General features: G+C 39.1%; 15 protein-coding genes. 4 read left to right on the forward strand and 11 right to left on the reverse strand.

Going from position 1 to position 12925, the window contains the following annotated elements; all coding sequences use genetic code 11:
- Positions 1-34: 34 nt before the first annotated feature.
- Together AC07WY_RS17065 and dinB are read left to right on the forward strand one after the other, a co-directional pair.
- Positions 35-793, forward strand: a complete 759-nt coding sequence (locus AC07WY_RS17065) for a glycoside hydrolase family 25 protein (protein ID WP_004718580.1) — start codon at positions 35-37, stop codon at positions 791-793.
- Between the two features lie 122 nt (positions 794-915).
- Positions 916-1971: a DNA polymerase IV gene (gene dinB / locus AC07WY_RS17070; RefSeq protein ID WP_494736804.1), complete on the forward strand. Its 1056-nt coding sequence runs from the start codon at positions 916-918 to the stop codon at positions 1969-1971.
- Between the two features lie 41 nt (positions 1972-2012).
- Here the strand turns inward: dinB and AC07WY_RS17075 are convergent, their stop codons facing one another.
- Positions 2013-2612: an alpha/beta fold hydrolase gene (locus tag AC07WY_RS17075; protein WP_494736805.1), complete on the reverse strand. Its 600-nt coding sequence runs from the start codon at positions 2610-2612 to the stop codon at positions 2013-2015.
- A gap of 26 nt (positions 2613-2638) precedes the next feature.
- Positions 2639-3280 carry a glutathione S-transferase family protein gene (locus tag AC07WY_RS17080; protein WP_004718584.1) on the reverse strand — a complete coding sequence of 214 codons (642 nt, stop codon included), beginning with the start codon at positions 3278-3280 and terminating at the stop codon, positions 2639-2641.
- A gap of 135 nt (positions 3281-3415) precedes the next feature.
- On the opposite strand from AC07WY_RS17080, the gene AC07WY_RS17085 reads away from it, so the two are divergent.
- On the forward strand, positions 3416-3862 hold the full coding sequence (locus tag AC07WY_RS17085; protein ID WP_348961216.1) for a surface-adhesin E family protein: 447 nt from the start codon (positions 3416-3418) through the stop codon (positions 3860-3862).
- Between the two features lie 112 nt (positions 3863-3974).
- On the opposite strand, the gene AC07WY_RS17090 is transcribed toward AC07WY_RS17085, so the two are convergent.
- From AC07WY_RS17090 to AC07WY_RS17115, 6 genes are all read right to left on the reverse strand, one after another.
- Positions 3975-4373: an OsmC family protein gene (locus tag AC07WY_RS17090; RefSeq protein ID WP_004718587.1), complete on the reverse strand. Its 399-nt coding sequence runs from the start codon at positions 4371-4373 to the stop codon at positions 3975-3977.
- A gap of 448 nt (positions 4374-4821) precedes the next feature.
- Positions 4822-5769, reverse strand: coding sequence for a pirin family protein (locus tag AC07WY_RS17095; RefSeq protein ID WP_494736806.1), 948 nt, complete (start codon positions 5767-5769; stop codon positions 4822-4824).
- A gap of 263 nt (positions 5770-6032) precedes the next feature.
- Positions 6033-6356: a DUF2798 domain-containing protein gene (locus AC07WY_RS17100; RefSeq protein ID WP_494736807.1), complete on the reverse strand. Its 324-nt coding sequence runs from the start codon at positions 6354-6356 to the stop codon at positions 6033-6035.
- The gene (locus tag AC07WY_RS17105; protein WP_004718593.1) at positions 6349-6651 is read right to left on the reverse strand and encodes a DUF3861 domain-containing protein; all 303 of its coding nucleotides are present in this window, start codon (positions 6649-6651) and stop codon (positions 6349-6351) included. The genes AC07WY_RS17100 and AC07WY_RS17105 overlap by 8 nt, the downstream gene beginning before the upstream one ends.
- Before the next feature lie 309 nt (positions 6652-6960).
- Positions 6961-7350 carry a Fur family transcriptional regulator gene (locus AC07WY_RS17110; protein ID WP_004718594.1) on the reverse strand — a complete coding sequence of 130 codons (390 nt, stop codon included), beginning with the start codon at positions 7348-7350 and terminating at the stop codon, positions 6961-6963.
- A 49-nt stretch (positions 7351-7399) separates the two neighbouring features.
- Entirely contained in the window at positions 7400-7942 is a 543-nt protein-coding gene (locus AC07WY_RS17115; RefSeq protein ID WP_166782950.1) for a PadR family transcriptional regulator, read from the reverse strand.
- 377 nt (positions 7943-8319) lie between these two features.
- Between AC07WY_RS17115 and AC07WY_RS17120 the strand changes: the two genes are divergently transcribed.
- Positions 8320-9081, forward strand: a complete 762-nt coding sequence (locus tag AC07WY_RS17120; protein ID WP_494736808.1) for a putative porin — start codon at positions 8320-8322, stop codon at positions 9079-9081.
- 56 nt (positions 9082-9137) lie between these two features.
- Here AC07WY_RS17120 and recJ read toward each other — a convergent pair whose 3' ends face one another.
- Genes recJ through glmM form a run of 3 tightly spaced genes read right to left on the reverse strand, consistent with a single transcriptional unit; the run spans position 9138 to position 12862 of the window.
- On the reverse strand, positions 9138-10841 hold the full coding sequence (recJ, locus tag AC07WY_RS17125; RefSeq protein ID WP_494736809.1) for a single-stranded-DNA-specific exonuclease RecJ: 1704 nt from the start codon (positions 10839-10841) through the stop codon (positions 9138-9140).
- On the reverse strand, positions 10842-11498 hold the full coding sequence (pdxH, locus tag AC07WY_RS17130) for a pyridoxamine 5'-phosphate oxidase (protein ID WP_494736810.1): 657 nt from the start codon (positions 11496-11498) through the stop codon (positions 10842-10844). It lies immediately after the preceding gene.
- A 32-nt stretch (positions 11499-11530) separates the two neighbouring features.
- Complete coding sequence (glmM, locus tag AC07WY_RS17135; RefSeq protein WP_419335709.1) at positions 11531-12862, reverse strand: phosphoglucosamine mutase; 1332 nt, start codon at positions 12860-12862, stop codon at positions 11531-11533.
- Positions 12863-12925: the final 63 nt, after the last annotated feature.

Raw genomic sequence — 12925 nt, forward strand, 5'->3', positions numbered from 1 at the left:
GTTAAACTGATCCATCTGGATATTTAGAAAAACCATGTCAAAATACGCTGCGAAAAAACACAAACAGCAAAAAATCACTCGCAATAGCTCAGTTTTAGCGATCGCACTTTTCTGCTGCGTCATACTCGGCACTTTGTTTTTTGTTCATAATAATGCTGCCTTGGCTGAAGCCTATCCGATTAAAGGCTTCGATGTATCACATCATCAAGGTGATATTGATTGGAAAAAAATTTCTCCGCAGCACTATCAGTTTGTCTATCTCAAAGCCACTGAAGGTGGCGATTATCAAGATGATAAATTTCAGCAATATTGGTTAGAAGCACGTGAACGTGGTCTACGCGTGGGGGCTTATCACTTCTTTCGTTTATGTCGCGATGGTGACATTCAAGCACAAAATTTTATCAAAACAGTGCCAAATAAAAGCAATGCCTTGCCCCCTGTGATGGACTTGGAGTATGACAGCAGTTGCATAAACACCTATACCAAAGAACAATTAATCAAACACATCAAAAATATGCATGATCAATTGCAAAAGCATTATGGTAAACAACCGATTTTTTATACCTCTAAAATCTTTTACAACATGGTACTCACAGGTGAATTTAAAGATACACCGATTTGGATTCGTGAATATAAAGATAAGCCTGATTTAAAAGACCAACGTGCATGGACATTTTGGCAACAGAGCAACCAAGGCAAAATTCAAGGCATCGAGAAAAATGTCGATTTAAATGTATTTTATGGTGATGCAGAACAATGGCAGCAGTTTTTACAGAAAAATAAGTTGAATTAAGCGTAATCAAGATCATTCATGACATAAGCTGTCGCATATTCTTTACAAAATTCAAATTCATCAATAGAAACAAATCAAGATCGGTTAGAATAATCACACAGCGTTTCAACACTGTGTAATTCATGAGAAAAATCATCCATATTGACATGGATGCATTCTATGCATCTGTAGAGCTACTCGACCGTCCTGAATTAAAGCATCTGCCTGTGGTGATTTCCTCACATCATCCTCGGGCTGTGATTGCTGCTGCATCCTACCCAGCACGTCAGTTTGGATTACGCTCCGCCATGTCGATGTCACAGGCAAAAAAGCTCTGCCCTCAAGTCTATGTGATTGAACCGAACTTTGAAAAATATCGCGATGTTTCTGTAAAAATTCATGAAATCTTTCAGAAATACACTGCGCTTATCGAACCTTTATCTTTAGATGAAGCTTATTTAGATGTCACTGAAAATTTACAAAATATTCCCAGCGCCACTGAAGTGGCGGAACGAATTCGAGCCGATATTTTTAAACAAACAGGGCTTACGGCTTCGGCAGGTGTGGCACCGAATAAATTTCTTGCCAAAATTGCCTCGGACTGGAATAAACCCAATGGCATTTGCATCATTAAACCGACCCAAGTTCAACATTTTATCCATGCTTTACCCCTGAAAAAAATTCCCGGTGTTGGGAAGGTCACTCAGGAAAAACTGAAAAGCTTAAACTTAGAGACTTTGGGTGATTTGCAAAAAATTGAAGAAAATATACTGATCCATCATTTTGGCAAATATGGCAGACAGTTGTTTTTATATGCCCAAGGTATTGATGATCGCCCAGTACAAGCCGAACGACAACGTCAGCAAATTTCCAAAGAAACCACATTTGATGATGATCTCAGCCTTGAACAGTGTTCAATCTATTGGGACAATTTAATTGAACGTGTTTGGCTCAGTTTAGAAAAAAAACACATGCAGGCTCGCGGTGTCACCGTTAAGTTAAAACTCAAGAATTTTCAGGTTTTACAGCACAGTAAAAGTTTTAAAACCGCACTTCAATCACAACAAGAAATGGTTCAGGTCATTCAAATATTATTAAGCGAAATGCAAATTCCTGAGCATTTCCAATTCCGTTTAATCGGGGTAGGTTTATACCAACTGACAGATCAGCAAGATGAAGCACAATTGTCATTATGGTAAACATAAATGAAAAAGACATGTGCGACTTCAGCTTAAATCTTTTACTTTATATCAGAAATAAAATCGTGAATTAATCTGGCCACTTGATTTGCGTGTACATTGGCCAAATCATGTTTCCCTTGTTCAATGATATGCAATCTGGAATGCTGAATTTTTTCATGCAAATATTTACCCACGCCCACAGGGCTAATGGGATCTGCATCGCCCCAGAGCAACAGGACTGGGCACGCTATTTTGTATAATGAATCATCTAAATGGGTTTGATGATCGACAAACCAATTGGGCACCGCAAATGTTTGCTGGTAATCGCCTCGCCAATCGGCAACCTGAAAGGGGCTTAAATCAATTCCACCAGAGCTTGCAACCAAAACCAAAGCTTTGATCAATTCAGGTTTTTGTAGTGCTGCTTGAACTGCAAAAACCCCTCCCATAGATTGAGCTATCACAATGCAGGGCTGTTGAATTTGGTCGAGAATATAATCCTGTAAATCATCAAAACTATCAATATACGGATGCTCTGGATGCCCAGCAAAACTTGGATAGGCCATCACTGTTTTTTGATGATCGGCTGAAAGCTGCTGCATAACAGGTTGCCAAAATGCTGTACTTCCCGATGCACCTGGTAAAAAAATTAAATGCATTCAGCCATCACCTTGATATACAAAATTTAATCATCACTCTTTAGTTTAGCGCGTTGAAAAGCTGGACGCTGCTGAATTCGTTCAGCATATGCAGCCAGTCGAGGGGTTTTATTTTTGGTTCTTTGTTGCATGGCAATCACGGGAAAACTCATTTGAATGTCGGCAAAAGAAAACTCACCTGCGGCATAGTCATGTTGACTAAAATAAGCTTCCAAAAAGGCTGCATGTTCTTTTAAACGAGGATTGCTAAAGCCGCCACGGACGCCTTCTGAAATTTTCTTTGCAATCGGGCGAATTAAAAAAGGAACATGTTTTGGCATATTGGTCATGACCAAGGTCATCAACAAATAAGGCATTAAAGAACCCTCGGCATAATGCATCCAGTAGTTATATTGCATTAAGTCTTTAGGATTCTGAGGCTTAAACTGATTTTTTGTATCATAGGTTGCTTGAAGATAGTCCAAAATCACAGCAGATTCTGCAATGGTTAGGTCACCATCAGTCAATACAGGTGACTTTCCAAGCGGATGAACTGCTTTTAACTCAGGGGGTGCAGCAAAAGTAGGCAAGCGTTTATAGTGCTTAATCTGATACTCAAGTCCCAACTCTTCTAAAGCCCAAATAATACGGAGTGAACGAGATTGATCTAGGTGATGTAATGTAATCATTGTATTGCCTCAGTTTTTATCCTTCGACTATAAATTGATCTCGACTTTTCAACAATTCTATTACTGTATTTAAATCATTTTTTTATCAACTTTGTTTATACTCTAGATTCAATATTGATTATTCTGAGAATAAAAATGAAGTCACTTATCCCGTTAATTTTCTTCTTTATTTGTTCAAATCTATATGCATATCAACCCAAGCTTATGTTACTGGGATCTCTTGAGAATAAGGGTGAGTCCTTTATTGATGTAAATGCACATCAAAAAATTCGTGGTTCGTTTAAGCAAGCTGTCATCTATGAAAAATATGCCAACCCTATTAAAGATGAGCAAGGTGCAACATATCAATCGGTTATTAAACAGCTTATTGTAGATTGCACAGGAAAAACCATCGCCATTCGGGGCGCTGACTACTTTGCAGGAAAAACATCAAACAGTAAATTAGTGAAAAAATTTGATGACCTTACCTTGAGCCATGATGGTGAAACGGGGGCTGCTTTTTATTCGTTTGACGACTTAGAGTTTAAAGCCTTGAATCAAGATAAGTTCTATAACAAAATTTATGCAAACACCTGTAAATAATCAATAAAAGCAACTTTGTATAATCTTAATGACAGAAAAAAAAGATATTTTGTTTTTATACAAAATATCTTTTATGGATCAGCGACAACGGTCATCTTTTACATAGCCGTTTTTATATAATCGTGGTATTGATTTCCACACTACGCAATAAAGTCTTGGTCACTGGGGTTTTTTGGCAAATGTCTAACACTTTTTGATGCAACTCTTCAGACAAAGGAGTGGCAAAAGACAAGCGACGCTCGACCCATTCTTTCCCCTCTTTATTGGCATTAAAATCAGCTTCAACTGTAAACTCACCCAAATCAAGACCTTTGTGTTGCGCATACATACGCAATGTAATCATGGTACAAGAAATTAAACCTGAACAGATAAAATCATAAGGTGCTAAGCCCTTGTCTTGCCCACCAAATGATTCTGGTTTATCGGTAATCAGTTGATGTTTTCCACTCACCACCTCACCTGACCATGGTTCTGGATAGGTTTTTACCTTTGCATTTGCAATAATTGCCATTTTATTTTCCTTTAATCTTTAAATTTTTAGTGAATGCCCGTTTAAATAAAACTTTGTAAACGCAACACTTGCGCTAAAGGATGATCAAGCATGCCTTTAACGCAAATTATTCAACGTGGGTTCAATCTAACTATATCTTTAACTTATTGAAAAACAATGATCTTGGCGGAGTCTTACTGAGCTCTCATTCAATTTCAGGATCAGCCTGCGGCTCGCCCTACTTTTGTTTCGACAAAAGTAGGCAAAACCATTGTCATCCGCAAAACTCATCAACCACCAGCAACGCATTCAATGAATCGCAGAAACAACACTTTATCAATGAAGTCCTGCCTCAGACAGTTGCGGATGACGTTTCCGAGTATCATATTTTCATCAAGAGTTTTATATCGAACTCAGGTTATTTACTTTGAATCCCTGTCTAAAGATCGGCAATGCGCAATGCAGCACATCACTTCGATGCTCGCATCTTGTCTGGGAATGCCGGTGCTTCTAAACGTGGACCATCATAATCAGGGATCGTTCCAAAACGGGTATCCTGATTTGCCCATTGTTCTGTTGCCGTTTTTAGTTCTTCCTGTGTTCTGCCCACAAGATTCCACCACAGTAATATAGGCGACTCAAAAGGTTCTCCACCAATCAACAGTAAACGCGAGCCTTTTGGTAATTCAACCTCAATCTGTGAAATTCCAGGTTCAATCACCACCATATTGTCACTATTTAAATCATGACCATTTACTGTTGCTTCACCTTCTAATGCCATAAATCCATATTCAAAATGAGGATTCAGTGGAATACGTGTCTTGGTTGATTCTTTTGCAAAAAAATCGATCCCGACTAATTCCGTATGCACTTTGACAGGAGATTTGGTATTCATGAATTCACCGACTAAAACTGTAAATTCAATATGGTCCTGCTCTACGATGGGTAATTCTGGATAATGATCAAACTGCGGGGCCATATTGATCTTATCATCAGGCAGTGCAATCCAAAGCTGTGCAGCATGCATTCTCGTTTCAGTATCGGGAGCAACTTCTGTATGGGAAATTCCATAACCCGCCGTCATCAGATTCACTTGTTTAGGACGAATCAATTGTTTAGAGCCGATGCTGTCTGTATGCATCATCGTCCCTTCGATCATCCAAGTGAAGGTTTGTAACCCAATATGCGGGTGCGGTCCGACATCCAATCCATCTCCCTGAGGAAATACGACTGGGCCAGCGTGATCTAAAAAGCACCATGCGCCAATCATGCGTTTTTGACGACTGGGTAATGCACGTTTAATGACGGTGCCTTTGCCTATTTCTGCTGAACGGATTGGAAAATCTTGAATGAACTGATTCACATATTTTTCACAATCGTCAGAGTTAGAAATCTCGGTATAGTTGGTATTGGTCATTTTGTTATCCTAAATTTGTCCATCAGCTCAGGACGTTATTGCAACATCTACAATTTCATTTTATTTAGCTTATCGGTTTTATATACATCGACCTATAGCTATCTTAATACGCTGAATACCATGAATAGGACAATAATAGTTTGGTTTTTGTTATGCAGTTTCTGATTACAAGATCTGGGAGCAATACTTTACCAAGTTGAATATTCTCTGAAATGTTTATAGACCCGTCATCACCCTATAGCATGTTCAAAGTCTTGATCGAATTAAGCAGAAGGTGGTGGCGTAAGATCTACAAATAAGCCTGTGAAACGGCGAACCAGAGGTAAAAAAATTAATACTGTGGGAAAGGCAATCATCCATGAAAATAGCCAGACGCTAAACCATTTTGCAAAAAATCCATCGAACCACCCCACATTTTTCCATAAATTAATCATGGAAATGGTCGCACTCATCAAAGCTGATAGTATGAACGGCATAATCCACCCTGCATATTTTGCTGGTAATTTCGGAATTCCAGCAAAAATCATGGCAGGTTTATGTTGATCGGGTCTATTTTCGATCTTGATCTCTGGTTTTAAATCAGGCATTTTTCTTGACGTTCTGCTTTAGGTTTTTCATAAATTGTTTAACTGCGGGTTCAAAGTCTTGAAATAGTACATGATCACGGTGGGTAATCATGACTTCTAAAAAGAGTTTTAATCCTACCGCAAACGCTTTAGTGGTTTCTTCATCAAAAAACTCAGCAGCTTTTAAGCGCTCTACGATTTGGAAAATATCATCGTGATTGCCCACGTTAAATTCGATATTTTCATTGTAGGTTGACGGATGACCTTGCGCATCTGCAAGATGTTGAACAGTCACATAATATTGATGTTGTTTCATAAGATTTCTCTAACTTGTTAAATATTCGGCTGGGTTTAATGAAGGGTCTGTTGACAATTCGTCTACGTTTGCGACTACGTGTGTTTTTTAGACGATACTAGGCGCGAGATACGAAATTTAGTCATTCTAAATGAGTATTTCGAAACGACGTAGCGGCAAAAAACACGCTAGTCCCGAAGGGTTGTGGCTAAAATTATCTCAGCCTTCGTTATGAAACTCGAAAATAGTCTCGCTATTCTCTTCGTTTCATGCCTTGCCTGCTCAATTTTAACCTACAACGCAAGCCATTTATGAAATGTCAACAGACCCTCATGTCGTACTAAATTTAATATCCAAAACATCAATATCAAACGCTTGAAAAACCTGTTCCAGTGAAGCGATCAAAGATGCTTTATTGATCTGGGTTAGGTCAGCACATTGAATATTGAGTGACTCCACTTCGGATAAATAAGGCAAAGCATATTTGGCTTCATCTCTGCCATGCAGATTTTGAGTAATCAGACCGACTTTTTCTAAATCGCTCACCACTCGATATATGGTCGATAAGCTGATCTGCTTATTTTGTACATATAACTGCTGATAAATCTGCTTTGCTGTCAGTTGTGTTTTTTGGTCCAACAGCGCTTTGAATACAATCACTCTTGCTTGGGTCACTTTTAAATTTGCATGCCGCAGCTTTTGTTGTACCTCAATACTCATGTCTCACCTAAACCTTCTATTGCCCTATTATTGCCCCATTATTGCACTGTTATAAACGCCCAATTTCTACGGCGGCTTGATCAATTTTTTCAGCGACTTGTCTAACTTGTTCAGCATCAAAATCTTTACCCTTGAGCTTTAAGCGTAATGATGTTTTTAAGTTTTCCATCGCACGATGAATATCCAAATATTGGTCGTTTTCATGAATTTCGCGTCGAGTTTCCAAACGCTCTAATAAGTGTTTGATATGTGCATGCTGCTCTTTTAAATGTAATTTTCCAGCATCAGTAATGTGATATTGCTTACGATCACCTTCTGTATTTTCAGCATGCACAAAACCAATTTCTTCAAGATAGGTCAGGGTTGGATAGATTGTGCCTGAACTTGGAGTATAGCCTCCACCGACCAGATCACTGATGGCTTTGATAATTTCATAACCATGCTTTGGCTGTTGCTGTATCAGATGTAAAACCAAAAGCTTCATTTTACCCGATTCAAACAACCGACCTCGTCGTCCACCATAGCCCCGTTCGGTATGCTGTTCACGATGCTCAAAATCATTTTGTGAATGATCATGTCGCTCTGATTTCATCTTTATTTTTCTCAAATTGATTAATTTATGCATATTAAGATATATCTTAATAAGTCTTAAGACAAGACTAAAGAACAAAATAAATTATAATATTTTGATAAATAATGAATTAAATAATTTTAAATCGATCTATCTTAAAAAATTAAGACATAAAAAAGACCGATTAAAAGCCTTTAAACCGAATCTATTGGCTATTTCTATTATTGTTATGGATTGCTTAAAGCTTGACTTAGTTACCCATTTTTTAAGCATCGTTTTTATATCTTGGGACAGCAAACTTTTAATTTTCAGATCTTTAGCCTTGACATAGAGATTAATTTACATACAATGCGATTTGTAACAAAAAATTAATATTTTTATAACAAAAGGGTCACACAATGTTTAAGAAAACTTTATTTGCTGCATTACTTGCTAGTTCTTTTGGGTCTGCACATGCATACCAAGCTGAAATCGGTGGTTCACTCGGTATTGTTGATCCAGATAAAGGGGATACATCTACTGGTTTTGCTATTGATGGAACATATTATTTTAACCCTGTTCAAGTTAAAAATAACCCATTAAACGAAGCTGCCTTTCTAGATCGCGCAAGCAACGTAAATGCTGGGATTAGCTATATCGATTATGATGCCTACGATGTAACAGCTTATGGTGTTGGTATTGAATATTTCGTTCCAAATACCGATTTTTATGCAAGTGCTGCTATTGGACGCTCTACAGCTAAGGCCGATCATGTCGATGATTTAGATACAACAACTTACTCTGCTGAAGTAGGTTACTTGCCAATCCCGGGGCTTTTGATTGCAGTGGGTTTAGCAGGCTATGATAATGATTTTAATGATGATATAGATCCAACTATCCGTGCTAAATATGTCACTCAAGTGGGTCGCTATGACATAAATTTTGAAGGTGGTGCAAGCTTTGGTGATACCGATGCTTACAGCGTAGGTACAGATTTATACCTAGATAAAACTTTCAGTGTCGGATTGGCTTATTCAGGTAACCGCACTGATGGTACTGATGAAGACAGCTTTACAATTCGTGCAAAAAAATTCTTTACTCAACAAATCAGCTTAGAAGGTTCTGTTGATTTTGAAGATGACGATAATATCTATGGTCTTCGCGCTGCTTACCGCTTCTAATTATTGGTAAACTTTAAAAAACCGCTCTTGTATAAGCGGTTTTTTAATCTCTAAATTTACTGTTCTAAATGCAGCATTCTTAACTGTAAACTCACATTGCCATTAAATTGATTTTTATCCAATTCATAAACAATACGTACCATATCTTGCATGGGATCAAAATTGAATTTATCGCGTACATTAAAGGCAATCGCATCAATCGGTTGGCCATTTTCCAAAGCTAAACGCAATTTCAGATGCACTTCCTTTAACCAACGATAATCGATGACTTTAAAACGCCCTTCAAATACCGGTGCAGGAAACTTTTGCCCCCACGGCCCCAATTGCGCCAAAGTATCTACAGTTTGCAGTTGAAATGCCTGAGCAGGTAATTCACCATCCGTCCACAACACCGCTTGGAATAGTGCATCATCTGATTGAGCAACCAACTCAGTAAACCGTTGTTTAAATTCTTCAAAATGTTGCTTTTGAATGGTCAAACCCGCCGCCGCCGCATGCCCACCAAAATGACTAATCAAATCAGGATATTGCTCAGCAACTTTTTCAATACTGTCTCGAATATGAATACCATCAATCGAACGTGCGGAACCTTTGATATGAATCCCGTCTTTATCTGCCGCAAATACAATACTGGGGCGATGAAATTGCTCTTTTAAACGCCCTGCCACAATACCAATCACCCCTTGATGCCAATGCTCTTCAAACATGACCAGCGCTGCGGGTAAATGATCTTGATCAAGCTGTAGATTTTCCAGCGCTGCCAAAGCCTCTTGTTTGATCTCCGACTCAACTTGACGGCGTTCTAAGTTTAAATCATTGAGCTGGCGTGCCAAAGCATGAGCTGTCTGCGTATCGGTTGCCAAAAGACATTCAATACCGATGTCCATGGTTTCCATACGCCCTGCGGCATTAAGACGAGGCCCTAACACAAAACCTAAATCAGAGGCTTTTAACTCAGCAGGATCTCGCGCTGCGATGTCTAATAAGGCACTAATCCCAGCACGACATTGATTCTGTTGAATCCGTTTAACCCCTGCATCCACTAAGATACGATTGTTATGGTCGAGGCTGGCAACATCGGCATAAGTGCCCAAAGCAACCAAATCCAAATATTGCGGCATTTTTGCAGCCGATTTCCCCAGTTTTGCCCGATGGCTACTTAACTTTGCCAATAGGTAAAATGCCACGCCAACGCCAGCCAAAGCCTTACTTGGAAATTCGCACCCTAACTGATTTGGGTTAACAACCGCTTCAGCCTGAGGCGTTTCCTTGGTTGTTAAATGGTGATCGGTGATAATCACCTGCATTGCATGTGACTGCGCTTGTGCTACACCTGCATGACTGGAAATTCCATTGTCGACCGTAATTAATAGATCAGGCTGATATTTTTCAAAAGCCAAGTCGGCAATTTTAGGGGTTAGGCCATAACCATATTTAAAACGATCTGGAACAAGGTATTCAACATTGGCGCCCATTTCTCGTAAAGCCAGCATCATCAGTGCGGTACTGGTGGCACCATCTGCATCATAATCGCCAACAATCACAATTTTTTTATCTTGATCTAAAGCTTGATCAATTATTTGAATGGCTTGCTCCAAACCTTTCATTTCTGGTGCAAGTAAATATTTAAGTTTTAAGTCTAATTCTTGTTCAGATTGCACACCACGACGGGCCAAAATTTCCGCAATAAAGGGTAACACGCCCTGAAAGTTTTCAGGGCGTGTAATCAAAGGTCGTTGTTTAATTTTTAATTTTTGCATTTATGGCATCAAACGTTGTATTGCCCAAGATCCACCTACTTTTTCATAAGTGAGGCGATCATGTAAGCGATTTGGGCGGCCTTGCCAGAATTCATAATACGTTGGCTCTAAACGATAGCCTCCCCAAAATTCGGGTTTAGCCAATTCATTTTTTTCAGCCACTTGATCATACAACGCTTGAAAACGCTGTTGTAGATGTTCACGACTTTCAATCACGCCACTTTGTGGGGTACTGATATGCGCTGCAATTTGGCTATCACGCGGACGCTTATGATAATAATCTGTAGATTCTTGTTCAGATATTTTCTGAACTTGACCACCCACACGAACCTGACGTTCTAACTCAGGCCAATAGAATAGCAATTCTGCATAAGGATTTTCAGCTAAATCTAAGCCTTTTTGGCTATCATAATTGGTATAAAAATCATAACCAGCCTCAGTGGCTCCACGCAATAACACAGTACGCACATGTGGACGCCCTTGTGCATTTGCAGTTGCCAACGACATTGCATAGGGTTCATGCAGTTTTGCTTCTAAAGCCAAATTAAACCAATTGAGAAACTGCGCATGAGGATGAGCATCCACCTGCTCCTCATGTAGTTCACCTTTTTGATAAGTAAGGCGAAGCTCACTTAAGTCTTTAATTACATCACGCATGAAGCAAAACCTTCTACAGACGATACAATATTTTAAGCCGCATTTTGACGAACAGCATCTGCTAAATGATTTGCCAAATCAGTTACTTCTTGCAGATTATCGCCTTCTACCATAACACGGATGATCGGTTCCGTCCCTGACTTACGAATTAAAATTCGCCCACGTCCTTTAAGTGTGGCTTCTACTTTATCAAACTCGGCAACCAATGCTGGCACTGCAAATGGGTCAAACATTTGTTCAAGACGAACATTGACCAAAACATTGGGTAAAGTTTTAAAATCTGCAACCAATTCATCTAAAGATTTATTCTGTTCAACCAATACTGTTAACACTTGCAGGGCTGCAATGATTGCATCGCCTGTTGTGCTCTTGTCTAAAGTCAAAATATGACCAGATGGTTCGCCACCAGTCACCCAGTTGTTTTCTTCTAAATTTTGCAATACATAGCGATCACCCACTTTAGCACGCACAAAAGGCACTTTGGCTTTTTCAAGTGCCAATTCTAATGCCATGTTACTCATCACTGTACCCACGATACCCGCCGGTTTTTGAGATGCTTGGGTTGCTAAAATATACAGAATATGGTCGCCATCAATCAATTTACCAAAACGATCGACCAAAACCACACGATCTGCATCGCCATCAAAAGCAATACCTAAATCTGCTTGATGCTCAATCACGGCTTTTTGTAAATTTTCAGGATGTGTTGAACCACAATCCTTATTGATATTTAAACCATCTGGTTCATTATAAAGCGCAATAACTTTTGCACCTAATTCACGAAATACTGCTGGGCCTACGCTATATGCTGCGCCATTGGCGCAATCCACCACAATTTTTAAATGGCGTAAATTGAAATGATATGGGAATGTCGATTTACAAAACTCAATATAACGACCATTGGCATCTTTAACACGTACACTCTTACCTAAGTTTGCGGTGTCTTCAATGATGATATCGTTCTCAAGCTCTTGGTTAATCGCATCTTGAATCGTATCTGGGAGCTTTTTCCCTTCATCTGAAAAGAATTTAATCCCATTATCAAAATAAGGGTTATGTGAAGCAGAAATCACGATCCCTAAGTTGGCATGCAATGCACGGGTTAAATGAGCAATTGCAGGGGTCGGCAGCGGTCCAAGCAAATGTACATAAACACCTGCCGCATTGAGACCCGCCTGTAAAGCTGCTTCAAGAATATAACCCGATAAACGGGTATCTTTACCTAAAACCACAATCGGTTTTGATTTTGGGCTAATTTGCTTTAATACTTTCCCTGCCGCAAATCCGAGTTTAAGTGCAAATTCTGGGGTAATTGGGAGTTCACCAAATTTTCCACGAATCCCGTCTGTTCCAAAATAACTCATCTTTTACCCACTTATTATGTGTTGTATAACCAATTTTTAAGGTTTACTACTTTACACCAAAAT

Source organism: Acinetobacter sp. GW821-FHT01C12 (assembly GCF_059422625.1).